The sequence below is a fragment of the Variovorax sp. J22G73 genome, assembly GCF_030317035.1.
GTDB lineage: Bacteria > Pseudomonadota > Gammaproteobacteria > Burkholderiales > Burkholderiaceae_C > Variovorax.
On sequence record NZ_JASZYK010000001.1, the window covers coordinates 675,094 to 698,370 of the forward strand.

The 23,277-nt window shown below is 68.8% G+C and carries 26 protein-coding genes; 12 read left to right on the plus strand and 14 right to left on the minus strand.

Annotated elements, in window-relative coordinates; genetic code table 11:
* Positions 1-66 precede the first annotated feature (66 nt).
* From efeO to QTI51_RS03020, 5 genes are all read left to right on the plus strand, one after another.
* The gene (gene efeO / locus QTI51_RS03000) at positions 67-903 is read left to right on the plus strand and encodes an iron uptake system protein EfeO (RefSeq protein WP_116908222.1); all 837 of its coding nucleotides are present in this window, start codon (positions 67-69) and stop codon (positions 901-903) included.
* 127 nt (positions 904-1,030) lie between these two features.
* On the plus strand, positions 1,031-1,330 hold the full coding sequence (locus tag QTI51_RS03005; RefSeq protein ID WP_116908221.1) for a FeoA family protein: 300 nt from the start codon (positions 1,031-1,033) through the stop codon (positions 1,328-1,330).
* Positions 1,323-3,218, plus strand: coding sequence for a ferrous iron transporter B (gene feoB, locus QTI51_RS03010; RefSeq protein WP_116908220.1), 1,896 nt, complete (start codon positions 1,323-1,325; stop codon positions 3,216-3,218). Before QTI51_RS03005 ends, feoB begins: the two co-directional genes overlap by 8 nt.
* A 34-nt stretch (positions 3,219-3,252) precedes the next feature.
* Complete coding sequence (locus QTI51_RS03015) at positions 3,253-3,570, plus strand: DUF6587 family protein (RefSeq protein WP_116908219.1); 318 nt, start codon at positions 3,253-3,255, stop codon at positions 3,568-3,570.
* A gap of 5 nt (positions 3,571-3,575) precedes the next feature.
* Positions 3,576-4,760 carry an FAD-dependent monooxygenase gene (locus tag QTI51_RS03020; RefSeq protein WP_116908218.1) on the plus strand — a complete coding sequence of 395 codons (1,185 nt, stop codon included), beginning with the start codon at positions 3,576-3,578 and terminating at the stop codon, positions 4,758-4,760.
* A 64-nt stretch (positions 4,761-4,824) separates the two neighbouring features.
* On the opposite strand, the gene QTI51_RS03025 is transcribed toward QTI51_RS03020, so the two are convergent.
* The 8 genes from QTI51_RS03025 to QTI51_RS03060 all read right to left on the minus strand — a co-directional run bounded on the left by QTI51_RS03025 (position 4,825) and on the right by QTI51_RS03060 (position 12,179).
* On the minus strand, positions 4,825-6,087 hold the full coding sequence (locus QTI51_RS03025) for an SMI1/KNR4 family protein (RefSeq protein ID WP_116908217.1): 1,263 nt from the start codon (positions 6,085-6,087) through the stop codon (positions 4,825-4,827).
* Positions 6,088-6,197: 110 nt separating this feature from the next.
* A complete protein-coding gene (kynA, locus tag QTI51_RS03030; RefSeq protein WP_116908216.1) occupies positions 6,198-7,046 on the minus strand; it encodes a tryptophan 2,3-dioxygenase in 849 nt (282 codons plus the stop codon).
* 16 nt (positions 7,047-7,062) lie between these two features.
* Entirely contained in the window at positions 7,063-7,566 is a 504-nt protein-coding gene (locus QTI51_RS03035) for a hypothetical protein (RefSeq protein WP_116908215.1), read from the minus strand.
* A gap of 32 nt (positions 7,567-7,598) precedes the next feature.
* Positions 7,599-8,909, minus strand: coding sequence for a kynureninase (gene kynU, locus QTI51_RS03040; RefSeq protein WP_116908214.1), 1,311 nt, complete (start codon positions 8,907-8,909; stop codon positions 7,599-7,601).
* Positions 8,910-8,919: 10 nt separating this feature from the next.
* The gene (gene kynB / locus QTI51_RS03045; protein WP_116908213.1) at positions 8,920-9,570 is read right to left on the minus strand and encodes an arylformamidase; all 651 of its coding nucleotides are present in this window, start codon (positions 9,568-9,570) and stop codon (positions 8,920-8,922) included.
* Between the two features lie 74 nt (positions 9,571-9,644).
* On the minus strand, positions 9,645-9,977 hold the full coding sequence (locus QTI51_RS03050) for a YkgJ family cysteine cluster protein (RefSeq protein WP_116908212.1): 333 nt from the start codon (positions 9,975-9,977) through the stop codon (positions 9,645-9,647).
* A gap of 43 nt (positions 9,978-10,020) precedes the next feature.
* Positions 10,021-10,974, minus strand: coding sequence for an ornithine carbamoyltransferase (argF, locus tag QTI51_RS03055; protein WP_116908211.1), 954 nt, complete (start codon positions 10,972-10,974; stop codon positions 10,021-10,023).
* Entirely contained in the window at positions 10,971-12,179 is a 1,209-nt protein-coding gene (locus tag QTI51_RS03060) for an aspartate aminotransferase family protein (protein WP_116908210.1), read from the minus strand. The genes argF and QTI51_RS03060 overlap by 4 nt, the downstream gene beginning before the upstream one ends.
* A gap of 161 nt (positions 12,180-12,340) precedes the next feature.
* Between QTI51_RS03060 and QTI51_RS03065 the strand changes: the two genes are divergently transcribed.
* Positions 12,341-12,742: a DUF3579 domain-containing protein gene (locus QTI51_RS03065; protein ID WP_116908209.1), complete on the plus strand. Its 402-nt coding sequence runs from the start codon at positions 12,341-12,343 to the stop codon at positions 12,740-12,742.
* 113 nt (positions 12,743-12,855) lie between these two features.
* On the opposite strand, the gene rpsT is transcribed toward QTI51_RS03065, so the two are convergent.
* Positions 12,856-13,170, minus strand: a complete 315-nt coding sequence (gene rpsT, locus QTI51_RS03070; RefSeq protein WP_007831346.1) for a 30S ribosomal protein S20 — start codon at positions 13,168-13,170, stop codon at positions 12,856-12,858.
* A gap of 139 nt (positions 13,171-13,309) precedes the next feature.
* Between rpsT and murJ the strand changes: the two genes are divergently transcribed.
* From murJ to QTI51_RS03100, 6 genes are all read left to right on the plus strand, one after another.
* Positions 13,310-14,863, plus strand: a complete 1,554-nt coding sequence (gene murJ, locus QTI51_RS03075; RefSeq protein ID WP_116908208.1) for a murein biosynthesis integral membrane protein MurJ — start codon at positions 13,310-13,312, stop codon at positions 14,861-14,863.
* A gap of 55 nt (positions 14,864-14,918) precedes the next feature.
* Positions 14,919-15,770 carry a SirB1 family protein gene (locus tag QTI51_RS03080; RefSeq protein WP_116908207.1) on the plus strand — a complete coding sequence of 284 codons (852 nt, stop codon included), beginning with the start codon at positions 14,919-14,921 and terminating at the stop codon, positions 15,768-15,770.
* Positions 15,770-16,210, plus strand: a complete 441-nt coding sequence (locus tag QTI51_RS03085; RefSeq protein WP_116908206.1) for a bleomycin resistance protein — start codon at positions 15,770-15,772, stop codon at positions 16,208-16,210. The genes QTI51_RS03080 and QTI51_RS03085 overlap by 1 nt, the downstream gene beginning before the upstream one ends.
* A 173-nt stretch (positions 16,211-16,383) precedes the next feature.
* On the plus strand, positions 16,384-16,815 hold the full coding sequence (locus QTI51_RS03090) for a YciI family protein (RefSeq protein WP_116908557.1): 432 nt from the start codon (positions 16,384-16,386) through the stop codon (positions 16,813-16,815).
* A 28-nt stretch (positions 16,816-16,843) separates the two neighbouring features.
* On the plus strand, positions 16,844-17,269 hold the full coding sequence (locus QTI51_RS03095) for a YciI family protein (protein WP_116908205.1): 426 nt from the start codon (positions 16,844-16,846) through the stop codon (positions 17,267-17,269).
* A 39-nt stretch (positions 17,270-17,308) separates the two neighbouring features.
* On the plus strand, positions 17,309-18,610 hold the full coding sequence (locus tag QTI51_RS03100) for an RNA polymerase sigma factor (protein WP_116908204.1): 1,302 nt from the start codon (positions 17,309-17,311) through the stop codon (positions 18,608-18,610).
* A 24-nt stretch (positions 18,611-18,634) separates the two neighbouring features.
* Here QTI51_RS03100 and QTI51_RS03105 read toward each other — a convergent pair whose 3' ends face one another.
* From QTI51_RS03105 to purM, 5 genes are all read right to left on the minus strand, one after another.
* A complete protein-coding gene (locus tag QTI51_RS03105) occupies positions 18,635-19,636 on the minus strand; it encodes a GlxA family transcriptional regulator (RefSeq protein ID WP_116908203.1) in 1,002 nt (333 codons plus the stop codon).
* Positions 19,600-20,256 (minus strand): DJ-1/PfpI family protein, encoded by a 657-nt coding sequence (locus QTI51_RS03110; protein ID WP_116908202.1) that lies wholly within the window; start codon positions 20,254-20,256, stop codon positions 19,600-19,602. Before QTI51_RS03110 ends, QTI51_RS03105 begins: the two co-directional genes overlap by 37 nt.
* Positions 20,253-20,813: an isochorismatase family protein gene (locus tag QTI51_RS03115; RefSeq protein WP_116908201.1), complete on the minus strand. Its 561-nt coding sequence runs from the start codon at positions 20,811-20,813 to the stop codon at positions 20,253-20,255. The genes QTI51_RS03110 and QTI51_RS03115 overlap by 4 nt, the downstream gene beginning before the upstream one ends.
* Before the next feature lie 139 nt (positions 20,814-20,952).
* Positions 20,953-22,071, minus strand: coding sequence for an AI-2E family transporter (locus QTI51_RS03120; RefSeq protein ID WP_116908200.1), 1,119 nt, complete (start codon positions 22,069-22,071; stop codon positions 20,953-20,955).
* A 50-nt stretch (positions 22,072-22,121) separates the two neighbouring features.
* Positions 22,122-23,171: a phosphoribosylformylglycinamidine cyclo-ligase gene (gene purM / locus QTI51_RS03125; RefSeq protein ID WP_286512902.1), complete on the minus strand. Its 1,050-nt coding sequence runs from the start codon at positions 23,169-23,171 to the stop codon at positions 22,122-22,124.
* Positions 23,172-23,277: the final 106 nt, after the last annotated feature.

Sequence of the window (23,277 nt, forward strand, 5' to 3'; positions counted from 1 at the left end):
GTCGCGGTCTGAATCCGCGTCGCCAGCACACAAGTTTTTTTCACCACCGCCAGAACCAGGAGTTCCATGACCGTGCAGTTCCGCCGCCACTTCCTCGCCACCTTCGTCGCAGGCTTCGCCGGGCTCTATGCCGTGGGCGCGCAGGCCGCCGTGTCGCCGCTCGAGCTGGTCGGACCGATTTCCGACTACAAGATCTACGTCGCCGAGAACGTGCGCAAGCTGGCCGCAGACACGCGCACCTTCACCGCCGCGGTGAAGGCCGGCGACATCGAGAAGGCGAAGAAGCTGTACGCGCCCACGCGCACGAGCTACGAGCGCATCGAGCCCGTGGCCGAACTGTTCAACGACCTGGACAAGGCCATCGACTCGCGCGCCGACGACCACGAGAAGGCCGAGAAGGACCCGGCCTTCGGCGGCTTCCACCGTATCGAGTACGGCCTGTGGACGCAAAAGAGCACCAAGGACCTGAACCCCGTGGCCGACAAGCTGCTGGCCGACGTGCTCGAGCTGCAGAAGCGCCTGGTCGCGCTGACCTTCCCGCCCGAGAAGGTGGTGGGCGGCGCCGCCGTGCTGATGGAAGAGGTGGCCGCCACCAAGATCTCGGGCGAGGAAAACCGCTACAGCCACACCGACCTGTGGGACTTCCAGTCGAACTTCGAGGGCGCCTTCAAGATCGTGGAGCTGCTGCGCCCGCTGGTGGTGAAGGAGAACAAGGCCTTCTCGGACAAGACCGACGCCAACTTCAAGGTGGTGTTCGACACGCTGGCCAAGTACAAGACGGCCGACGGCGGCTTCGAAACCTATTCGAAACTCACCGAACGCGACCGCAAGCTGCTGGCCGGGCGGGTGAACACGCTGGCCGAAGATCTGTCGAAACTGCGCGGCATGCTCGGGCTGAACTGATCGAAAACCCCGATTCGTCGGGGCTCGGACGCCTTTGAAGGGGTTTGGTCAGGCTTTCGCGAGTGAGAATTGCTAGCATCCGGGTATTGCTTACTGGCGCGCCCGATATTCCTGGCGCCCCCTCACCGTGCACACCAAAGACAACGGCGCAGCGCCGGCACCCGCCGTCCTGCACCTCGACCAGCTTCCGAACAACCAATGGGCCACCGTGCTCGACGTGGCCCGCCCCGAGAGCGCGGACGACCGCGAGCTCGTGCTGCGACTGACCGAGATCGGCTTCGTGCCCGGCGAGGCGGTGCGCATCGTGGCCAGCGGGCTGCCGGGCCGCGAGCCGCTGGCGGTTCGCCTGGGCCACACCACCTTCGCATTGCGCCGCCACGAGGCCGCGCTGATCCACGTCGTGCCGGGAGCCGCCCACCATGGTTGAAGCCGTCATCCAGGGCCCGGGGCGCCTCGCCGCCACCGCGCAGCCGGGCCGCATCGCCTTGCTGGGCAACCCCAACTGCGGCAAGACCGCGCTGTTCAACCTGCTGACCGGCAGCCGCCAGAAGGTGGCCAACTACGCCGGCGTGACCGTCGAGCGCAAGGAGGGCACGCTGCGCACCGCCTCGGGCCGCCGCGTGTTCGTGCTCGACCTGCCGGGCGCCTACAGCCTGAACGCGCTGAGCGCCGACGAGGCCGTCACGCGCGACATCGTCACCGGCCAGAGCAAGGAAGCCTTGCCCGACCTGCTGGTGTGCGTCACCGACGCCACCAACCTTCGGCTGAACCTGCGCCTGGTGCTCGAGGCCAGGCGGCTCGGCCTGCCGATGGTGATGGCGCTGAACATGACCGACATGGCCAAGAAGCAGGGCATCGTGGTCGACACGGCCGTGCTCTCGCGCGAGCTCGGCCTGCCGGTCATCGAGACCGTCGGCGTGCACACCGGCGGCGCGCAGGGCCTGCTCGAAGCGCTGGATACGCCCGTGGCCGCCGCCGCGCCTCAGCCGTGGCAGGCGCCCGGACTCGACGACGTGCTGGCCACGCAGCGCGAGGTGCGCCGCATTCTGGGGCTGGCGGTGAAGGAGCCCGTGGGCAGCCTGGCCACCAGCGACCGCATCGACCGCGTCGTGCTGCACCCCGTGTGGGGCATGCTGGTGCTGGCCGTGACCATGTTCCTGATGTTCCAGGCCGTTTTCAGCTGGGCCAACGTGCCCATGGACGCCATCAAGGCCGGCACCGAGGCGCTGGGCGGGCTGCTGAAGACGGCCATGCCCGAGGGCATGCTGCAGAGCCTGCTGGTCGACGGCGTGATCGCGGGCGTGGGCGGCGTCATCGTCTTCCTGCCGCAGATCCTGATTCTTTTCCTCTTCATCCTCGCGCTGGAAGACTCGGGCTACCTGCCGCGCGCGGCCTTCCTGCTCGACCGCGTGATGGGCACCGTCGGGCTGTCGGGGCGCTCGTTCATTCCGCTGCTGTCGAGCTTTGCCTGCGCCATTCCGGGCGTGATGGCCACGCGCACCATCAGCAACTGGCGCGACCGCATCACGACCATCATGATCGCGCCGCTCATGACGTGTTCGGCGCGGCTGCCGGTGTATGCGCTGCTGATCGCGGCCTTCATTCCGGCGCGCACGGTGGGCGGCGTGTTCAACCTGCAGGGCGTGGTGCTGTTCGCGCTGTATGTGTTCGGCATCGTCTCGGCCATGGCCGTGGCCTGGGTGATGAAGCGCTTTCGCGACAACACCGCGCATTCGCCGCTCTTGATGGAGCTGCCGGCCTACCGCTGGCCCAATCCGCGCAACCTGGCGCTGGGCCTGTACGAGCGGGCGTGGATCTTCATCCAGCGCGTGGGCACCATCATCCTCACGCTGACCATCCTGCTGTGGTTCCTGTCGACCTTTCCGTCGCCGCCCGAAGGCGCGACGGGCCCCGCCATCCAGTACAGCCTGGCCGGCATGATCGGCCGCGGGCTGGAGCACATCTTCGCGCCCATCGGCTTCAACTGGCAGATCTCCATCGCGCTGGTGCCGGGCATGGCCGCGCGCGAGGTGGCGGTGGGCGCGCTGGGCACGGTGTATGCGCTCTCGTCCACCGGCGACGACGTGGCGGGCGCGCTGGAGCCGCTGATTGCGGGCAGCTGGTCGCTGGCCACTGCGCTGTCGCTGCTGGTCTGGTACGTGTTCGCGCCGCAGTGCATCTCGACGCTCGCGGCCGTCAAGCGCGAGACCGGTTCGTGGAAGTACGTGTGGATCATGGCGGGCTACCTGTTCGCGCTGGCCTATGCCGCCTGCTTCATCACCTACCGCGTTGCAGTGGCACTCGGAGCAGGTTAAAACCGACCTCGACGCTGAAAGGTTTGAAGAAGAAATGGCACAGCAACTGATCGTCGGATTGATCGTCGCGGCGGCCGCGTTCTACGCGGTGTGGCGCTGGATGCCCGCGGGGTGGCGCCGCGGCGCTGCGCAGAAACTCGCGGCCGGCACGCACCGCGCGGGCTGGGTCGACGAAGCGCGCGCGAAGGAGCTGGCCGCCTCGCTGGCCAAGACCTCGGGCTGCGGCTCGTGCGACACCTGCGGCAGCTGCGCGCCCAAGGCCCAGGCGCCGCTGAAGCAACCCGAAGCCGACCAGGCCATCCTTCACAAGTCCAGCACGCCCAGCACGCTGTCCTCCACGCACAGCCGCTGAGCCCGATGCCCGCGCACATCCTCGTCGCCGGCGGCGGCATCGGGGGGCTTGCCGCCGCGCTGGCGCTGTCCCGCCGAGGCCACCGCGCCGACGTGCTCGAGCAGGCCGCGGCCTTCGCGGAAATCGGTGCCGGCGTGCAGCTGGGCCCCAACGTCACGCGGCGTCTTCGACAGCTCGACCTGGACACGGGGCTCGCGGCCATCGCCGCGCGGCCCGATGCGCTGGTGGTGCACAGCGCCGAGAGCGGTGCCGAACTGGCCCGCATGCCGCTCGGCGACACCATGCAGCAGCGCTACGGCGCTCCCTACGTCTGCGTGCACCGCGCCGACCTGCACGGCCTGCTGCTCGACGCCGTGCGCGCGCGCGGCAACGGCACGCTGGTCACGGCCGCGCGCATCCAGCAGGTGGAGACCAGCGACGACCTGGTCTGCCTGTCGAGCACCGACGCGCGCGCCTGGGAGGGCGAGGCCATCGTCGGGGCCGACGGCCTGTGGAGCATCGTGCGCCGCCAACTCGATACCCCACTGGCCGACGAGCCGCCCCGCGTGACCGGCCACACGGCCTGGCGCGCCATGGCCGAGCAGGCCAGCCTGCCTGCCGCCTTGCGCCGCACGCAGGTGCACGTGTGGCTGGGCCCGAGGCTGCATGCGGTGGCGTACCCGGTGCGCGGCGGCGACTGGCTCAACGTGGTGGTGATCGCTGAATCGGCTCCGGCAGGCGATGCGCGAGATTGGGACCAGTCCGGCAGCATCGCCGCATTGAAGCAGGCCATGGGCCGCAGTTGCGCGGGCCTGCAGGCGCTGCTGGACGCGATGCCCGCCTGGCGCGCATGGTCGCTGGGCGACCGCGCGCCCATGACCTCCGCCGCAGACATGGCCCACGAGCGCGTGGCGCTGGTGGGCGACGCCGCGCACCCGATGGTCCCGTACCTGGCGCAGGGCGCGGGCATGGCGATAGAAGACGCCGTGGCGTTGGCCGATGCCCTCGGCGACGGCAGCGCGGTCGATGTGCCCGCCGCCTTCGCGCGCTACGCCGAAGCGCGCTGGGCGCGCAATGCGCAGGTGCAGGCGAGGGCGCGGCGCAACGGCGAGATCTTTCATGCGACGGGCGCGGTGCGCTTGGGGCGCGACATGGCGATGCGCGTGCTGGGCGCCAGGTTGCTCGACCAGCCCTGGCTTTACGGCGGTTGAGTTCCAGGCCTTCGAGTACCTTCCGGGGCGGGTGAACAGCGCACTCGACGCAAACCGCAACGCCTCAGAGCCGAAACGCCTGCAGGTGCTCGATGCGCTCCGCGATGCCTTCCTGCCCGAGGTAGTGGCCGTAGGCACCGCCTTGCATCCGGGCCAAGGTGTCTTCCAGATCCAGCAACATCGCATCGCGCTCGTCGATGAACGCGGGCGGCACGTCGATGCCCGCCTTGGCGCAGGCTTCCGCGATCAGGTGCGCGCTCGCGGGCGCGCCGCAGGCCGCGCATTTCACGATGGCCGACACGTTGGGCTCCGCGCCGTTGTCCAGCAATGCCTGCGTGAGCTCGGGCGAGATCTGTCCGTCGATGTTGCGCAGCGCATCAGCCGCCACGGGCGCGCCCGCGCGCACCAGCGCAGCGGCCGCGGCAAAGGCGCCGTGGCTCACCGCGACATCGGTGGCGAGCGCGCTGCCCTGCATCGGCCCGTCGAAGCCCACGCCCGCGGCGGCGAGCGATGCGACCAGCTCGGCGTCGTCCGCGCCCGTTGCGTGGAGCAGCGCCGCGCGTGCGAGCGACGGATGGTGGCGCAGCGTGCCTTCGGCCAGCGGCGTGCGCCAGTCGACCACCGCGCGGCTGTAGAAGGCCACCAGCTTGTCCATCAGGTCGAGGTCGAGCCCGTGGTCTTCGTGGCGGTCGTCGAGGTATTCGATCAGCGTCTGGCCCGAGAAATAGTCGCTCGTGGGCGCCAGCGGATCTTCGTCGAGGTGCAGGGCCGCGAACGCGCCGTGCAGGTCGGTGGCGACGGTGTTCACGCTGTCTTCGTGCAACGCGTGCGTCCAGGCCGGCGGCAGGCCCTTCTTCCAAGCCACGACCTGGCCTTGCTCGGCGCCGGGCTCCACCACGGCGTAAATGCGGTCGGTGTACTCGAAGCCGCCGATGGGCAGGTGCGTGAGCTTGCCGCTCCAGGGCGTGCCGCTTTCTTGCGCGGCTTCCTGTGCGGCTTCTTGCGCCAGTTCGAGCTCGTGTGCGATCCAGCCCTGCAGGTCGTGGTAGCCGTCGCTGCCGTTCCAGAACAGCTCGCTCCAGCTGATGGCCTCGAGGTTGCCGTTCATGTCGAGCGACAGGTCGTAGTCGAGCCGCCCGCCCGCCGTGGTTTGCCACAGCGTGCGCAGCGCCTCGGGGAGCGCGCCTGCGCACTGCGCCTGCACGGCGTCGATCTGCTCCTGCGGCATGGGCGGCTGCGCATCGAAGATCACGCGGTCCGCGAACAGCACGATGCCATGTTCGCGCAGGGTGGAGAGCTCGTCGGGAGTGAGCCGGATGTCGTTCATGGCAGGGTCTCCGTTGTTTGCAAAACTGTAGCGTGTTGCGTCAACGGGGCAATCGGTGCCACCCCAGCTTCATGAGGGGGTTGGGGTTGCGCGCGGCCCCCACAGCCCCCTCAAAGATCCGTACGAATCTTCCAGATTTCCGGAAACAGCACCACGTCGAGCATCTTGCGCAGATAGCTCACCCCGCCGGTGCCACCGGTTCCGCGCTTGAAGCCGATCACGCGTTCCACCGTCGTCACATGGCGAAAGCGCCAGAGGCGGAAGGCGTCTTCCAGGTCGGTGAGCTTCTCGCCGAGCTGGTACAGGTCCCAGTGCGCGTGCGGGTCGCGGTACACGGCGAGCCACGCGGCCTCCACGCCTTCGCTCGACTCGTAGGGTTGCGTCCAGTCGCGCTCCAGGCGGTCGGCCGGCACCGGCACGCCGTGGCGTGCGAGCAGGCGCAGCGACTCGTCGTACAGCGACGGCGCGCGGTAGGCCTCCTCGACCTGCGCGAGCAGGTCGGCGCGGTGCTGGTGCGGCTTGAGCATGGCGGCGTTCTTGTTGCCCAGCGCGAACTCGATGCAGCGGTACTGCGCGCTCTGGAAACCGCTGGAGCTGGCAAGGTAGGGGCGCATGGCCGTGTACTCGGGCGGCGTCATGGTCGACAGCACGGTCCATGCGCTCACGAGCTGTTCCATGATGCGGCTCACGCGCGCGAGCATCTTGAAGGCGTCGGCCAGTTTCTCTTCGGCGATGCACCGGGTGGCGGCGCGCAGCTCGTGCAGCATGAGCTTCATCCAGAGCTCGCTGGTCTGGTGCTGCACGATGAACAGCAGCTCGTCGTGCGCGGGCGACAGCGGATGCTGCGCGCTGAGGATCTGGTCGAGGTGCAGGTAGTCGCCGTAGCTCATGGACTTGCTGAAGTCCAGCTGCGCCTTCTCTTCGTGGACGATGTGCTCGGGTGTCTTGTCGGTGGTCATGATGTTGGCTGGCGGGTCATCGCCAGACCACGGCGGTGTAGGAAGGCAGGCCCATGCCGGCGTCTTTCTTCGGGTACACGAAGCGCACGGCCTCGCTCTTGCGCTTGAACTGCTGGTAGGTCTCGCCGCCCGGGATGCGGCCCTTTTCTGCCGGCACGTAGCCGGTGTCGCGCGCTTCCTTCACGAGCTTGTCGAAGGCGGCCTTGTCGGTGGTCGAGAGCTGCACGCTGTTCTCGTCGGCGCGGCTTTCCACGTAGGTGGACTTCATCAGGTTGGTGGTCTGGCCGTCGACGAATTTCTCGTACTCGAGCATGCTGATTTCCTCGGTCACGGTCTTGTCGCGGTACGAGAAGCCCTGGCGCTTGATTTCCTGGCGGAAGGCGTCGGGCGTGAGGGCCGCGAAGGCCTTCAGCTGCGGCAGGGTGAAGGTCGGCTGCTGCTGCGCGAACGCGAGCGCAGGCGCGCTCAGCAGCAGCAACGGGGCCAGGGCGGCGAACAGCCGGCGTGTGATGTGCGTCATGAAAAAGGGTGAAGAAAAGGGGAGCGCGCGGCTCAGGTGACTGCGTTCTTGCGGTTGAACTCTTCGCGCTTCCACTCGCCTGACTCGAGCACCTGCACCAGGTGCTCGACCGAGTTCCACACGTCCTCGAAGCCGATGTACAGCGGCGTGAAGCCGAAGCGCAGGATGTCGGGCATCTGCGAATCGCCGGCGCGGTAGTCGCCGATGACGCCGCGTGCAATCAGCGCCTGCACGATGGCGTAGGCGCCCGAGCCGCCTTGCGGATCGTCAGGGTTCTCGCGGCTGAGGCACACCTGCGAACCACGCTGTGCGTGCTCGCGCGGCGTGACGAGCGACAGGCCTTGTCCGGCGCAGCGTTCTTCGACCAGCTCGATGAACAGGTCGGTCAGCGCGAGCGACTTGGTGCGCAGCGCGGCCATGGCACCGTTCGTGCCGTTGAAGGCTTCGGCGGCCAGCACGGTGTCGAGCCCGCACTCCAGGCCGGCCAGCGCGATGATGGGTTGCGTGCCGCACAGGTAGCGGCCCACGCCCGGAGCAGGGCGGTAGTGCGGTGTGAACTCGAAGGGCGCGGCGTGGCCCCACCAGCCGGACAGCGGTTGCTCGAACTGGCCCGCGTGCCGGGTGTTGACCCAGGCGAAAGCCGGCGCGCCGGGGCCGCCGTTCAGGTACTTGTAGCCGCAGCCGATGGCGTAGTCGGCATTGCTGTCGTTCAAGGCAACCGGCACGGCGCCGGCGCTGTGCGCCAGGTCCCACACCGTGAGCGCGCCCACCGCGTGCGCCGCGGCGGTGATGGCCTTCATGTCGTGCATGGCGCCGGTGCGGTAGTTGACGTGCGTCAGCATGAGCACGGCGACTTCGTCGGTCAGCACCGAACCCGGGCCTTGCAGCTCGGCCGCGTCGATCAGCTTGAGCGAGAAGCCGCGCTCGCGGCACAGCGATTCGGCGATGTAGAGATCGGTCGGGAAGTTGCTGCGTTCGCTCACCACCAGCTTGCGGCCGCTGTCCTTCTGCTGCGACAGCGCCGCGAACAGCACCTTGTAGAGATTGACCGAGGTGCTGTCGGTGCACACCACTTCGCCGGGCGCGGCGCCGATCACGCGGGCCACCTTGTCGCCCAGGCGCTGCGGCAGGTCGAACCAGCTGGCGGTGTTCCACGAGCGGATCAGGCCTTCGCCCCATTCCTTGGTGACGACTTCGGCGATGCGCGCGGGCGCGGCCTTGGGCATCACGCCGAGCGAGTTGCCGTCGAGGTAGAGCACGCCCTCGGGCACGGTGAATTGGTCACGCAGGGCGCGCAGCGGGTCTTGCGCGTCGAGTGCGCGGCAGTCTGCAAGTGTCGTCATAGGGCAGGTTTCAGCGATGGAGTTCGCGCAGCACGGCGCGAACGGGGGAGGCATCGGCGCTGACCAGCTTCAGCGGCAGCGCGATGAGTTCGTAGTCGCCCTCGGGCACGTCGTCGAGCACGAGGTTCTCGAGCACGCGCAGGTCGAGGCGGCGAATGCGTTGGTGGCTTTCCAGCGTCTTGCTGTCGGCCGGGTCGATGCTGGCGGTGTCGATGCCGATGAGCTTCACGCCCATGGCGGCCAGGCGCTCGACCGTTTGCGGTGCGTAGGCCGCCAGCTGCGGGTCCCAGCGGTCGATCGGCATGGTGGTGTAGGTGCGCACCAGCACGCGCGGCGGCAGCCGGCTGTCGACGGCGTGGGCAATGTGCTCCCACTCGATGAGCGGGCCCTTCTCGATCGCATGGATCACGCGGCAGGGGCCGAGGAAGGGCGCGAGATCGACATGGCCGATGGCCTGGCCTTCGGGGTCGTAGTGCAGCGGCGCGTCGGCGTGCGCGCCGACGTGGGGCGAGAGCCTGATCTCGCTGACGTTCACCGGGCAGCCCGGCGAAATGGTCGCGGCCCAGCGCTGCTGGTAGGGCGTGTCGCCGGGAAACACCGGCGTGCCTTCATGCACGGGCGGCGAAATGTCCCAGATGCGTTGCGGGTGTGAGGAAGCCATGGCGCGAAGTTAGCGCCGGCCGAGGGGTCGTGGTGTCGGTTATTTCCAACACAGCACGTGACGAGTTGATCGGGTCAGTGCAGCGAGGACGGCAAGGACACCGAAGAAAACGGAGGCAACCCGTGGCGCGCGCGGGCGCGTTCGCAGGCGTCGCTGCCGGACTGCAGCTCGTGGCAGGGGTTGGGGCGCCATTCGTAGATGCCGCAGCCCACGGACTGGCCGATCTTGCCGGTGAGGGCGGCGCAGCGCATGGGCGTGTGGTCGGTGCCGCGCATGCGGCAGATGGCGTCGTTCACCTCGACGGCCAGGCCCGACGGCACCCTGCCGCCGTTGTCGTCGAGCTCGTGCACGCTGAAGTCGACACGGTAGCTGGCGCAGCAGGCGCCGCATTGCTGGCAATCGGACATGCGGCGGCCGGCTGTGTGTTGCTCGTGACGTTCGGTCTGACGCTCAGAGCCTGCCGAGCAGCAGGAACTCCATCAGCGCCTTTTGGGCATGCAGCCGGTTTTCGGCCTCGTCCCACACCACCGACTGCGGGCCGTCGATGACCTCGGCCTGCACCTCTTCGCCGCGGTGGGCGGGCAGGCAGTGCATGAAGAGGGCGTCGGGCTGGGCCGCGCGCATCATGTCCTCGTCGACGCACCAGTCGGCGAAGGCCTTGCGGCGGGCCTCGTTCTCGGCTTCGTAGCCCATGCTGGTCCACACGTCGGTGGTGACCAGGTCGGCGCCGCGGCAGGCTTCCATCGGGTCCTTGAAGACCTTGTAGCTGTCGCCCGAGCGGATGCCTGCGATCGACTGGTCGACCTCGTAGCCGCTGGGCGTGCTCACGTGCACCGTAAAGCCCAGGATCTCTGCCGCCTGCAGCCAGGTGTTGGCCATGTTGTTGCCGTCGCCCACCCACGCCACGGTCTTGCCCTGGATGGAACCGCGGTGCTCGATGTACGTGAAGATGTCCGCCAATATCTGGCAGGGATGGAACTCGTTGGTCAGGCCGTTGATGACGGGCACGCGCGAGTGCGCGGCGAAGGTGTCGATCTTGGTCTGCTCGTAGGTGCGGATCATCACCAGGTCAACCATGCGGCTGATGACCTTGGCGCTGTCCTCGATGGGCTCGGCACGCCCGAGCTGGCTGTCGCCCGTGGTCAGGTGCACCACGCTGCCGCCGAGCTGGTACATGCCGGCCTCGAAGCTCACGCGGGTGCGCGTGCTGGCCTTCTCGAAGATCATGGCCATCGTGCGGTCGGTCAGCGGCTGGTGCTTCTCGTAGGTCTTGAACTTCTTCTTGATGACCGCCATGCGGTCGAACAAATAGACGTACTCGTCGGCCGTGAGGTCCGAGAACTGCAGGTAGTGCCGGATGGCGTGCGGCGACGTGGTGGCGGCGGTTGTCGAGGCGGTCGTCATTGGGCGGCAGGCTCCGACAGGAAGTTTTTGACGATGGGCGCCAGGATGGCGACGATTTCGTCGGCCTCGGCAATGCTCAGGATGAGCGGGGGCACGAGGCGAATGACCTTGTCGGCCGTCACGCTCAGCAGCAGGCCGGCGTCGCAGGCGCGGTTCAGGATCGCGCCGCAGGGGCGGTCGAGCTCGATGCCCAGCATCAGGCCCTGGCCGCGGATGTCGCTCACGCCCGGCAGCTCGCCGATCTCGCGCTCCAGCGCCGCCTTCAGGTGGGCGCCGACGGTGGCGGCGTTCTCGAGCAGCTTGTGCTCTTCCATGATGCGGATGGTTTCCACACCGGCGCGCATGGCCAGCGGATTGCCGCCGAACGTGGTGCCGTGGTTGCCCGGCCCGAAGATGTTGGCGGCCTTGGGGCCGGCCACCACGGCGCCGATGGGCACGCCCGAGCCCAGGCCCTTGGCCAGCGGCATCACGTCGGGCTTGATGCCCGCCCACTGGTGGGCGAACCACTTGCCGGTGCGGCCCATGCCGCACTGCACTTCGTCGATCATCATGAGCCAGTCGCGCTCGTCGCACAGGGCGCGCACCTGCTTGAGGTATTCGACGCGCATCGGGTGGATGCCGCCTTCGCCCTGGATGGTCTCGAAGAACACGGCGACCACGTTGGGGTTGCCTTCGGTGGCCTTCTTCAGCGCTTCGATGTCGTTCAGCGGCACGCGGATGAAGCCCTCGACCAGCGGGCCGAAGCCGGCCTGCACCTTGGGGTTGCCAGTGGCCGACAGGGTGGCGATGCTCCGGCCGTGGAAGGCGGCTTCGTACACGACGATCTCGGGGCGCTCGATGCCCTTGTCGTGGCCGAACTTGCGCGCCAGCTTCAGGGCGGCTTCGTTGGCTTCGAGGCCGGTGGAGCAGAAGAAGGCGTTGGTGAGGCCGGACAGCTCGGTCAGCTTGGCGGCCAGTTGCTCCTGGCCGGGCACGTGGTAGTAGTTGGAGCTGTGGATCAGCTTGGTCAGCTGGTCGTGCAGGGCGGGCACCAGCTCGGGGTGGTTGTGGCCCAGCGTGTTCACGGCGATGCCGCCGAGGCCGTCGATGTAGGCCTTGCCCGTGGTGTCCCACACTCGGCAGCCCTGGCCGTGCGACAGCGCGATCGGCAGGCGACCGTAGGTGTTCATGACGTGGGGCGAGGTGGGCTGGGCAGTGGCGCTCATTCGGTATCTCCAGTAAGGGAGCACGAATTCTAGGCGCGCGATTTGACGGCTTCGTTGAGGATTGCGCATCACAGCAATGCCCGATGTTCAGGATGCAAAAAGTGGCGCGGATACAATCGCTTGCTGCACCGCAGCACCTGTTCCGGTCGCCTCAATCAACGATGATTTCCCCCACAGCCAAAGAAATCTTCATCCAGGGCATCACCCGCGATGGCCGGACCTTTCGCCCGAGCGATTGGGCCGAGCGCCTTGCCGGCGTCATGAGCTCCTTTCGCCCCGGTGGCGCCTTTCCGGGCAGCTACCTGAGCTATTCCCCCTGGTGCGTGCCCACGTCCATCAACGGCGTGAAGTGCGTGATCGTCAACCGCGACCTGCGCGACGCCGAGCCCATGGCCTGGGACTTCTGCGTGAACTTCGCCAAGGACAACGACCTGCAGGTGTCCGAGGTGTCGCCGGCTCCGCCCGCGCCCGCCATGCCCAAGGCCGCGCAAACGCCGGTGGCCGCCACAGTGCGTTCGGACCCGGTCGCCCCCGTGATCCCGGTCGAGCCGCCCAAGCCCTGAAAACCGAGCGCCCATGAAAAAACCGCCCGAAGGCGGTTTTTTACACTTTGCTGCAGCGCACCCCGATCAAACGGCGGACCGGAGAATTCCGGTCCGGGCTTGCCTGACAGGTGTCAGGCGGCTGCCTTTTCAGGCGCGAGGGCGAGGGCCTTGACCTTGGCCGACAGGCGGCTCTTGTCGCGGGCTGCCTTGTTCTTGTGGAAGATGCCCTTGTCGGCGACGGTGTCGACGATGCTCTGGGCCTTCGCGAACAGTTCGCTTGCCTTGGTCTTGTCGCCAGCCAGAACAGCCTTTTCGACGTTCTTGACAGCGGTACGGTATTTGGAGCGCAGCGAGGTGTTCGCAGCGTTGAGCTTGGTGTCCTGGCGGACGCGCTTACGGCCGGAGGCGAGGCGCGGGTTCTTTTTCTTGGGCTTGGCGGATGCCATGATTTATTCCTTAGGTGTCTGAGGATGATGCAGCAAAGCCTTCCATTATAGGCCGGGTTGGCGGTTTTGCCCAATCCGGCGGCGAATCGGGCCGTTTCGGGGCCGTCTCTCCTGGCGTCGGGCCCTACACTCGGCCCCCGTGTCACTGCTCAAATCCGCTTCCACCGTCTCCCTGCTGACCCTCGCTTCGCGGATCACGGGCCTCGTGCGCGACGTGCTCTTCGCCTCGGTCTTCGGCGTCAGCGCGCTGACCGACGCCTTCAACGTCGCGTTTCGCATTCCCAACCTGTTTCGCCGGGTGTTCGGCGAAGGCGCCTTCAGCCAAGCCTTCGTGCCGGTGCTGGCCGCGCGCAAGACCGAAGCCGGGCAGGAGGGCGCCCAGCAGCTCATCGACCACGTCGCCACGCTGCTGACCTGGACCCTGGTGATCGTGTGCGTGGCCGGCGTGGCCGGCGCGCCGCTCCTGGTCTGGGCCATGGCCAGCGGGCTGCCGGGGTTCGACGCGGCCGTGGTCATGACGCGCTGGATGTTCCCCTACATCGGCTTCATGTCGCTGGTGGCGCTGGCGGGCGGCATCCTGAACACCTGGCGCAAGTTCGCCGTGCCGGCGGCGTCGCCGGTGTTGCTCAACATCGCGTTGATCCTGTCGATTTCGCTCGGCGCGCCGCTGTTTCGCCGCTGGGGCATCGAGCCCATCTATGCGCAGTGCATGGGCGTGCTGGTGGGCGGCGTGCTGCAGCTGGGCCTGCAGATTCCGGCGCTGCGCAAGCTCGGGCTGATGCCGCGCGTGGGCGCGAGCTTCAAGGCGCTGCGCACCGCGTGGGCCGACCCAACCACCCGCAAGGTGCTCAAGCTGATGCTGCCGGCGCTGCTGGGCGTGAGCGTGGCGCAGATATCGCTGCTCATCAACACGCAGATTGCCTCGCACCTGGCCGAGGGCAGCGTCACCTGGATCACCAATGCCGACCGGCTGATGGAGTTCCCCACCGCCATGCTCGGCGTGGCGCTGGGCGTCATCCTGATGCCGCAGCTGGCCATGGCCCGCGCCGCGAAGGACGACGCGCGCTATTCGTCGCTGCTCGACTGGGGCCTGCGGCTGGTGGTGCTGCTGTCGGCGCCCTGCGCCGTCGCGTTGCTGCTGTTCGCCAAGCCGCTGGTGGCGGTGCTGTTCCACAACGGCGCGTACAAGGCGGTCGACGTCGACCACACCACGCTGGCGCTGATGGGCTACGGCGTGGGGCTCGTCGGCATCGTGGCGGTGAAGGTGCTGGCGCCGGGCTACTACGCCAAGCACGACACCCGCACGCCCATGCTCATCGCCGTGGGCGTGCTGGTGCTCACGCAGGTGCTCAATTTCTTCCTGGTGCCGGTGTTCCAGCACGCTGCGCTGACGCTGACCATCGCCATCGGCGCGCTGGTCAACTCGACCTGGCTGCTGGTCGGCCTGAAGCGCCGCGGCAGCTACAAGCCCGAGCCGGGCTGGGGCAAGTTCGCGCTGCAGGTGCTCACGGGCACGCTGGTGCTGGCCGCGCTGCTGGCTTGGGGCTCGCAGCATTTCGACTGGATCGGCCTGCGCGAGCACCGCCTGGCGCGCATCGGCCTGCTCGCCGCGCTGGTCGCCGGCGCCGCGCTGCTGTATTTCGCCGTGCTCGCGGCGGTGGGCGTGCGGCTGCGCAGCTTCATGCGGCGCTGAGGCCGCATCCCCCGCCAATCCTTGACGCTCCGGGCGGGCTCCTCTACAAAGACACATGACGTTCAGCTTTCAGCTTCCCACCGCACTGGAGTATTTCGAATCGCTGGTACGCAGCGACGATCACTTTCCGCTGCTCGAGGCCGCCGCCAGCCTGGCGCAAGACGAGTACCCCGAACTCGACGTGCAGCAGGTGCTCGGCGACGTCGACCAGCTGCTGGCGCGCCTGAAGCGCCGCCTGCCCAGCGACGCCGCACCGCTGGCGCGCCTGCGGGCGCTGAACCAGTTCTTCTTCAGCGACCTGAGCTTCGGCGGCAATGTCAACGACTACTACGACCCCGACAACAGCTACCTGAACGCCGTGCTGCGCACCCGCCGCGGCATTCCGATCTCGCTGGCCGTGCTCTGGATGGAGCTGGCGCAGGGCCTGGGCCTGCAGGCGCGGGGCGTCGGTTTCCCGGGCCACTTCATGTTGAAGGTGACGCTGCCCAAGGGGCAGGTGGTGATCGACCCGTTCACCGGCAAGTCGCTCTCGCGCGAGGAACTCGGCGAGCGGCTGGAGCCCTACAAGCGCAGCAACGGCCTGGTCGGCGACTTCGACGTGCCGCTGGGCCTGTACCTGCAGCCGGCCAGCTCGCGCGAGATCATCGCCCGCATGCTGCGCAACCTGAAGGAAGTGCACCAGGCGCAGGAAGACTGGCAACGCGTCATCGCCGTGCAAGACCGCCTGGTGGTGCTGCTGCCCAGCGCCTGGGGCGAATACCGCGACCGCGGTATCGCGCATGCCGAGCAGGGCAACACCGCCCAGGCCGTGCGCGACCTGGAAACCTACCTGGCCAAGGCGGAAGACGCGCTGGACATCGACCTGATCGCCGAGCGCGTCGCCACCCTGCGCCGACTGGCCAGCTGATGAGCGCCAAGGCCGGTGTGATCCCGGCGCCCGACCTGGGCACCCTGCACGGGTTCCATGGCGTGCAGCCGGTGCTGCCGGTGTCGGACGTGTCGCGTGCGGCGCGCTGGTTTTGCGAGGTGCTGGGCTTCGAGCTCGACTTCATCGCCGGGGAGCCGCCCAGCTACGCCCGTGTGAAAAAAGGCGATCCGAAGGGCGACCGCAGCCATGGCGACCCGGTCTTCCTGCGGCTGTGGCAATGCAATGCACGCGACGCGAAACCCTGGCGCGGCGAAATCGTGATCCAGGTGGCCCGGGACATCGACGGCCTGCACGCGGCCTATGTGAAGCGCGGCGTGACGGTCATCGAGCCGCCGGCGTCCCAGCCCTGGGGGCTGCGCGAGTTCGCGATCCGCGAGCCCGACGGGCACGTGCTGCGGTTCTGCAGCGATTCGACCTGAGTTCGGGCCCGAGCCCGAACGTGGCCTGAGTCCGGAAACAAGAATTTACAGGCAGATCGATGCCACCGTGTCGATCCGCCTCTTGCTCGTTCGACGTGTGAACAGGGAGCGCGCTAATTCCAGTGTTCAGCGTGCAGCGCCTCCCCCCGCTCATCAACCTCAGGAGAAACGACATGCGATTCATGATTCTGGTCAAGGCCAACAAGGATTCCGAAGCCGGCGTGATGCCCAGCACCGAGATCCTCACCGCCATGGGCAAGTTCAACGAGGAACTGGTCAAGGCCGGCGTGCTGCTGGCCGGCGAGGGCCTGCACCCGAGTTCCAAGGGCGCGCGCGTGCGCTGCGAGGGGCCCGCCAAGCGCACCGTCATCGACGGCCCCTTCGCCGAAACCAAGGAGCTGCTGGCCGGCTTCTGGCTGTTCCAGGTCAAGTCGAAGGAAGAAGCCATCGAATGGATCAAGCGCAGCCCGTTCCAGGAAGGCGAGATCGAGATCCGCCAGGTCTTCGAGGCCACCGACTTCGGCGACGCGATGACGCCCGAGCTGCTCGCGCAGGAAGACCGCCTGCGCGCGGAGACCGCGGGGCACACCCAGGCCGGCCGCTGAAGCCGCGCCGCAACGCAAGGAGACCGCCATGCGATTCATGCTGCTGATGATTCCCCAGGGCTACGAAACCGCCGCCCCCGGCACTATTCCCGACGACGTGGATGCGGTGTCGGCCATGATGGCCTACAACGAGTCGATGCAGAAGGCCGGCGTGCTGATCAGCTGCGACGGCCTGCATCCGCCGTCGATGGGCGCGCGCGTGAGCTTCAAGGGGCGCAAGCCCAAGGTCGTCGACGGGCCCTTTGCCGAGGCCAAGGAAGTGCTCGGCGGCTTCTGGGTGATCGACGTGCCCTCGCGCGCCGACGCCATCGAATGGGCCACGCGCTGCCCCGGCGGCGACAACGAGGTCATCGAGGTGCGCCAGGTCCAGGAGTTCGAAGACTTTCCGCCCGAGGTGCAGGCGGTGACCGCCGAGATGGCCTCGATGCAGACGGTCAGGAAGACCGGGGGCTGAGCCGAGGTGGGCCGCGCGGGCACGGGTGCGGACGCTGGAATGGACGTGGCTGCAGGCACGGGCGCCGATGGGCCCGCCTTGCACCGCACCCTCGAGGCGGTGTGGCGCATGGAGTCCGCGAAGATCATCGCCACCGTCGCGCGCATGGTGCGCGACGTGGGCCTGGCCGAAGAACTGGCGCAGGACGCGCTGGTCTCGGCCCTGGAGCAATGGCGCGAAGCCGGCGTGCCCGACAACCCCGCCGCCTGGCTCACCGCCGTGGCCAAGCGCCGCGCGCTCGACCGGCTGCGCCACCTGCAACTGGCCGAGCACAAGGCCGGCGAGATCGGTCGCGAACTCGACGCGCGGCACGAGATGGCGCAGCACGAGTTCTCGGAAGCCGTCGATGCGGCCATCGGCGACGACATCGGCGACGACCTGCTGCGCCTGGTGTTCACCGCCTGCCACCCCGTGCTGTCGACCGAGGCGCGCGTGGCGCTCACGCTGCGGGTGATGGGCGGCCTGGGCACCGACGAGATCGCCCGCGCGTTCCTGGTGCCCGAGGCCACGGTGGCGCAGCGCATCGTGCGCGCCAAGCGCACGCTGGCCGAGGCGCGCGTGCCCTTCGAGGTGCCGCGCCGTCACGAGCTCGAAGCCCGGCTCGCGTCGGTGCTCGAGGTGATCTACCTGGTCTTCAACGAGGGCTACTCGGCCACCGCCGGCGACCACTGGATGCGCCCCGCGCTGTGCGAGGAGGCCCTGCGGCTGGGCCGCATCGTGGCCGAGCTGGTGCCGAAGGAGGCGGAGGTGCACGGGCTGGTCGCGCTGATGGAAATCCAGGCCTCGCGCACCGCGGCGCGCATGGGCCCGTCGGGCGAGCCGGTGCTGCTGCTGGCGCAGAACCGCGCGCGCTGGGACCACATGCTGATCGGCCGCGGCCTTGCGGCGCTGGCCCGCGCGGAGGCGCTCGGCGGCGCCCTGGGGCCTTATGCGCTGCAGGCCGCCATTGCCGCGTGCCACGCCCGCGCGCGCACCGCCGAGGAAACCGACTGGCACCGCATCGCCGCGCTGTACGACGCGCTGGCCCAGCTGTCGCCGTCGCCCATCGTCGAGCTGAACCGCGCGGTGGCGCTGTCGATGGCCTTCGGGCCGGCGGCGGGGCTGGAGGTGGTCGATGCGCTGGTGCACGAGCCCGCGCTGCAGGGCTACCACCTGCTGCCGACCGTGCGCGGTGACCTGCTCTTCAAGCTGGGGCGCCACGACGAGGCGCGCAAGGAGTTCGACCGCGCCGCCGCGCTCACGCGCAACACGCGCGAGCGGGCGCTGCTGCTGGCGCGGGCGCGCGCCTACGTTGCTTCATGAAGTGAACGAGGCGAACCAGCCGAATCAGACCCCGGACGCCGACTGCGCCTCCGAAGGCGAGCCCGGCAGCCCGAACTGGTGCCACGCGCGGCGCAGTTGCGTATCGGAGCCGAAGCCCGACTGCTCCGCCGCCCGCGTGACGCTGGCGCCCGAGGCCAGCGCCAGTTGCGCCGTGGCCAGCCGCAGCCGGCGCAGGTAGGCCAGCGGCGCCACGCCCGCGTGCTCGACGAAAAGGCGCGTGAGGTGCCGCGACGATGTGTGCCCCACCTCGGCCATGCGCGGCACGCTCCATTCGGCCTGCGGCTGCTCGCTGACGGCGTCCTGCACGCGGTGCAGCGCGGCATGCAGGTGGTTGCGGTAGGCGAGAAAGGGCGACAGCTCGGGGTCGTTGGGGCCGCGGCGCAGCGCCACCACCATGGTCTGCGCGACCTGCGCCGCCAGCGCCTCGCCGCAGAGCTCGGCGATGCGGTGCAGCACCAGGTCGATGCCGGTCGTCACGCCCGCGCTGCTGTACAGCGGCGGGTCGATCACGAACACGCGGTTGCTCACCACGTCGCAGCGCGGCTCCACGGCGCTCAGCTCGCCCAGGTGATGGTGGTGCGTGGTGGCGCGGCGGCCCGCCAGCGCGCCGGCATGGGCGGCCAGCACGGCGCCGGCGCAGATCGTCACCAGCTCCAGCCGCCCGCGCTCGAAGCGCTGGCCGCGCAGCCAGTGCAGCATGTCCTGCGCCTCGGGCGTGTCGATGTCGATGCGGTCGCCGGGCTGGCCGACCAGCACCACCCAGCCCGGGCCGTTCCACTGCGCGGGCAATTCGGCAAGGCCCGACATCGCCACGCCGACCGAGCCGATGGCGGTGGGCCGCGGGCTCGCGAACTCGATGGCGAAGCGCTCGGGCTGCCCCATGGCGCGCAGCCGCTGGTTGGCGATGCGCAATGCCTCGGCCGGCCCGGCCCAGTCGAGCACCAGGCTGCCGGGCAGCAGCACGAAGACTACGCGGATGGGCTGGTGCGCGGGTCGCGAATCCATGCGTAGTCCATCTGGCGCGCGGTGCGCTCGGCCAGCTCGGCGCCGGCCAGCCGCGCCACGAGGTGCAGGCTCATGTCGATGCCGGCGCTGATGCCCGCCGAGCTGACGATGCGGCCGTTGTCGACCCAGCGCACGTCGTCGCGCACGTCGAGCGCGGGGAACTGGCCGCGCAGGTCGGCAATGTCTTCCCAGTGCGTGGTCACCGCGTCGTCGGTCACCACGCCGCTCGCGGCGAGCAGGAAGGCGCCGGTGCACACCGAGGCAGTGACCTGCGCCTTGGCGGCCTGCGCGGCGATCCAGCGCAGCGTGTCGGGGCTGGCCATTGCCGCATCGACCACGCCACCCGGCACGACGAGCACGTCGGCCTGCGGGCTGTTCGCCAGCGTGTGGTTGGCCAGCAGCTGCAGGCCGGCGCGGGCCTGCACGGGCTGGCCCGGCGCGGCGTGCGCGACCGAGGCGACGTCGAACACGGCGGCGCTGGCGGCACCGGTGGCATCGACGGGGCGCATGCGCTGCGCGACCCGGCTCGCAGTGGTGAACACCTCGAAGGGGCCGGCGAAGTCGAGCGCTTCGACGCCGTCGAAGGCCAGGATGAGCACGCGCAGCGTCGGGTCGCTCATGCCACGGCCCGTTCCAGCGCCTGCGCCACGGTGCACACGGTGGCGAAGCGGCCCTGCAGCACAGTGGCGGTGCGCGCCTTGATGTCGGCGGCCGACAGCGGTTGGCCGTCGGGCTGCACCATGTCGAAGGTCAGCGTGGCGTCGACCACGTAGTCGACCTCCCAGCCCAGGTCCGAGGCGTGGCGCGTGGTGGTTTCGCAGCACTGCTCGGTGCGGATGCCGCTCACGATGAGCCGCCCGATGCCGTTCTGCGTGAGCCACACGTCCAGCCCGCTGTTGACCAGCGCGCTGTGGCGGTGCTTGGTGAAGGTGGCCGCGGCTTCGAAGTCGGCCAAGCCTGCCAGGGGGCGCACATGGCCCGATTCGACGGCGAAGGGGTTGCTGGCGTCCGACGGCGCATCGGTGTGGAACACCCGCACGATGGGCATGCCGGAGGCGGCGCAACCCTCGACCAGCGCGTTCTGCTGCGCCAGGTAGGCGTCGGCCAGGGCTTGGTTCCAGTAGGAACGCTGGCGGAACGACTCCTGGGCGTCGATCACAATCAGACAGATTTTCATGGCGGCGAACTCACTGGGGCGGAGTAGATGATGCCGTGTATTCTCTGGCGATGGCAGGGGTGCGGTCCGCTCCGCGTCGGACCAGAATCGATCAGATCCGGACATGGCCGCCTGAAGGCGGCAACAGCCCCGGACCCCGTCAGACCAGCGCCGCCGCCTGTAGCTCTTTCTTCAGGTACGCGTAGTACAGCGGCGCAGCCACCAGTCCGGCCGGCCCGAAGATCGCCTCGGCCACGAACATCACGGCCAGCAGCTCCCACACGCTCATCTGCGTGCGCGCCCCCACCACCTTGGCGTTGATGACGTATTCGGCCTTGTGGATGACGATCAGGAAGATCAGGCAGGCCGCGGCCGTCACCGGCGACACCGACAGCCCCACCAGCGTGATGACCGAGTTGCACACCAGGTTGCCCACGATGGGAACCAGGCCGGCCAGGAAGGTGAGGGTGATCAGCGCCGGCGTGTACGGCAGGTGCGCGCCCCACATCGGCATGATGAACAGCAGGAAGATGGCGGTCAGCAGCGTGTTGAAGGCCGCGATCCAGAACTGGGCGGCCACGATCTGCCCGAAGGCCTCGCCGAAGGTCTGCACGCGCTGGTGCAGCTGCTCGGCCAGTGGCTTGCGGCGCAGCGCCGCATGCGACACCGCCGCCAGCGCGCCGACGATCAGCCCCACGTACGAAAAGAGCAGCCCGTGCAGCCAGGCACGCCCGGCCATGGCCAGCGAGCCGGCCTGCGCGCGCAGGTAGTTGGCGATGACGCGCTGGATTTCAGCCGCGCCCTCGGGCAGGTAGGCCGCGATCTCGACCGGGAGCTTGGAGCGCAGCTCGAGCACGGTGCGCGCCGTGTAGTCGAGCAGCTCGCGGTACTGGTCGGGCGCGTCGACGATGTATTCCCGGGCTTGCGACAGCGCCAGCGTGAGCAGCGCGATGGGGCCCAGCAGCACCAGGATGACGGCCAGCACGTTGGCCCAGCCCAGCGCCCGCTCAGGGCGCTTGCCCAGCGCCGGAATGCGCGCCAGGCCCGTGGTGAGGATGCGCGCGAACCAGCGCGTGGCCAGAAAGCCGATGCACACGCACAGCAACCCCGGCAGCAGGTGCTCCCACATCACCAGCAGCAGCGCCGCCAGCATCAGCAGGTAGCTGGCGACCATCACGCCGCGCGAGGCGGTCGGGCGGTAGGCGGGGCCCGAGGAACCCGCAGAACCTTGAGGGCCCGGGATCGCGGAAGGGGTGATGGGTTGCGGCTTCTTGGCCATCCGGGGGGTGTCGCTTGCTCTGCTCTGGAAGGGGACGGAGCAGCCGGCGCTCAGCCGACGATCACCGCGGCGCCTTCGCCGCGCGCGGCGATCACGCCGATCTCGTGCACCGATTCGCCGGCGGCGCGCAGCGTGGCGGCGCAGGCCGCGGCTTCGGCCGCGTCGATGACCACCACCATGCCGATGCCGTTGTTGAAGGTGCGGTTCATCTCGATGTCGTCGATGCCGGCCACCTTCTGCAGCCAGGCGAACAGCTCGGTCTGGGGCCAGCTGCCCTTCTTCAGGTGGGCGGCCGTGCCTTCGGGCAGCACGCGCGGAATGTTCTCGAGCAGGCCGCCGCCGGTGATGTGGGCCAGCGCCTTGATCGGGTGCTTAGCCAGCGCCTCGAGCACGGGCTTCACGTAGAGGCGGGTGGGCGCCATCACGGCGTCGCGCAGGGGCTTGCCGTCGAGCATGGCGGGCAGGCCGCCCTCCTGTTGCTCGGCGCGTTCGAGCACCTTGCGCACCAGGCTGAACCCGTTGGAATGCACGCCGGCCGAGGCCAGGCCGAGCACCACGTCGCCGGGCTTGACGTTCTGGCCCGTGAGGATCTTCGACTTTTCGACCGCGCCGACCGCGAAGCCCGCCAGGTCGTACTCGCCAGCGGGGTACATGCCGGGCATTTCAGCGGTTTCGCCGCCGATGAGCGCGCAGCCCGAGAGTTCGCAACCGCGGGCAATGCCGCCGATCACGGCCGCGGCGGTGTCGACGTCCAGCTTGCCGCAGGCGAAATAGTCCAGGAAGAAGAGGGGCTCGGCGCCTTGTACCAGCACGTCGTTCACGCTCATGGCGACCAGGTCGATGCCGACGGTGTCGTGCATGTTCCATTCGAAAGCCAGCTTGAGCTTGGTGCCCACGCCATCGGTGCCGCTCACCAGCACCGGCTCCTTGTAGCGCTTGGGCACCTCGAACAGGGCGCCGAAACCGCCGATGCCGGCCAGCACGCCTTCGCGCATGGTCTTCTTCGCCAGCGGCTTGATGCGGTCGATCAGGGCGTCGCCGGCATCGATATCGACACCGGCATCCTTGTAGCTGAGCGGGGTGGGCGTAGGGGAGGTCATAGGGGTCGAGGTCGGGAAGAGAGGTCGGGAAGAGCAGCGAAAGACGCGAAAGGGTGCGAAGCGCAGGAACTGAAGGGGGCGCCGGCAACCGGGGTGGCCGGGCCGA

Excerpts from the sequence above, each read along its gene's own strand:
- efeO (WP_116908222.1), top strand. The coding sequence starts at position 67 with ATGACCGTGCAGTTCCGCCGCCACTTCCTCGCCACCTTCGTCGCAGGC.
- feoB (WP_116908220.1), top strand. The coding sequence starts at position 1,323 with ATGGTTGAAGCCGTCATCCAGGGCCCGGGGCGCCTCGCCGCCACCGCG.
- QTI51_RS03015 (WP_116908219.1), top strand. The coding sequence starts at position 3,253 with ATGGCACAGCAACTGATCGTCGGATTGATCGTCGCGGCGGCCGCGTTC.
- QTI51_RS03020 (WP_116908218.1), top strand. The coding sequence starts at position 3,576 with ATGCCCGCGCACATCCTCGTCGCCGGCGGCGGCATCGGGGGGCTTGCC.
- QTI51_RS03025 (WP_116908217.1), bottom strand. The coding sequence starts at position 6,087 with ATGAACGACATCCGGCTCACTCCCGACGAGCTCTCCACCCTGCGCGAA.
- kynA (WP_116908216.1), bottom strand. The coding sequence starts at position 7,046 with ATGACCACCGACAAGACACCCGAGCACATCGTCCACGAAGAGAAGGCG.
- QTI51_RS03035 (WP_116908215.1), bottom strand. The coding sequence starts at position 7,566 with ATGACGCACATCACACGCCGGCTGTTCGCCGCCCTGGCCCCGTTGCTG.
- kynU (WP_116908214.1), bottom strand. The coding sequence starts at position 8,909 with ATGACGACACTTGCAGACTGCCGCGCACTCGACGCGCAAGACCCGCTG.
- kynB (WP_116908213.1), bottom strand. The coding sequence starts at position 9,570 with ATGGCTTCCTCACACCCGCAACGCATCTGGGACATTTCGCCGCCCGTG.
- QTI51_RS03050 (WP_116908212.1), bottom strand. The coding sequence starts at position 9,977 with ATGTCCGATTGCCAGCAATGCGGCGCCTGCTGCGCCAGCTACCGTGTC.
- argF (WP_116908211.1), bottom strand. The coding sequence starts at position 10,974 with ATGACGACCGCCTCGACAACCGCCGCCACCACGTCGCCGCACGCCATC.
- QTI51_RS03060 (WP_116908210.1), bottom strand. The coding sequence starts at position 12,179 with ATGAGCGCCACTGCCCAGCCCACCTCGCCCCACGTCATGAACACCTAC.
- QTI51_RS03065 (WP_116908209.1), top strand. The coding sequence starts at position 12,341 with ATGATTTCCCCCACAGCCAAAGAAATCTTCATCCAGGGCATCACCCGC.
- rpsT (WP_007831346.1), bottom strand. The coding sequence starts at position 13,170 with ATGGCATCCGCCAAGCCCAAGAAAAAGAACCCGCGCCTCGCCTCCGGC.
- QTI51_RS03080 (WP_116908207.1), top strand. The coding sequence starts at position 14,919 with ATGACGTTCAGCTTTCAGCTTCCCACCGCACTGGAGTATTTCGAATCG.
- QTI51_RS03085 (WP_116908206.1), top strand. The coding sequence starts at position 15,770 with ATGAGCGCCAAGGCCGGTGTGATCCCGGCGCCCGACCTGGGCACCCTG.
- QTI51_RS03090 (WP_116908557.1), top strand. The coding sequence starts at position 16,384 with ATGCGATTCATGATTCTGGTCAAGGCCAACAAGGATTCCGAAGCCGGC.
- QTI51_RS03095 (WP_116908205.1), top strand. The coding sequence starts at position 16,844 with ATGCGATTCATGCTGCTGATGATTCCCCAGGGCTACGAAACCGCCGCC.
- QTI51_RS03100 (WP_116908204.1), top strand. The coding sequence starts at position 17,309 with ATGGACGTGGCTGCAGGCACGGGCGCCGATGGGCCCGCCTTGCACCGC.
- QTI51_RS03105 (WP_116908203.1), bottom strand. The coding sequence starts at position 19,636 with ATGGATTCGCGACCCGCGCACCAGCCCATCCGCGTAGTCTTCGTGCTG.
- QTI51_RS03110 (WP_116908202.1), bottom strand. The coding sequence starts at position 20,256 with ATGAGCGACCCGACGCTGCGCGTGCTCATCCTGGCCTTCGACGGCGTC.
- QTI51_RS03115 (WP_116908201.1), bottom strand. The coding sequence starts at position 20,813 with ATGAAAATCTGTCTGATTGTGATCGACGCCCAGGAGTCGTTCCGCCAG.
- QTI51_RS03120 (WP_116908200.1), bottom strand. The coding sequence starts at position 22,071 with ATGGCCAAGAAGCCGCAACCCATCACCCCTTCCGCGATCCCGGGCCCT.
- purM (WP_286512902.1), bottom strand. The coding sequence starts at position 23,171 with ATGACCTCCCCTACGCCCACCCCGCTCAGCTACAAGGATGCCGGTGTC.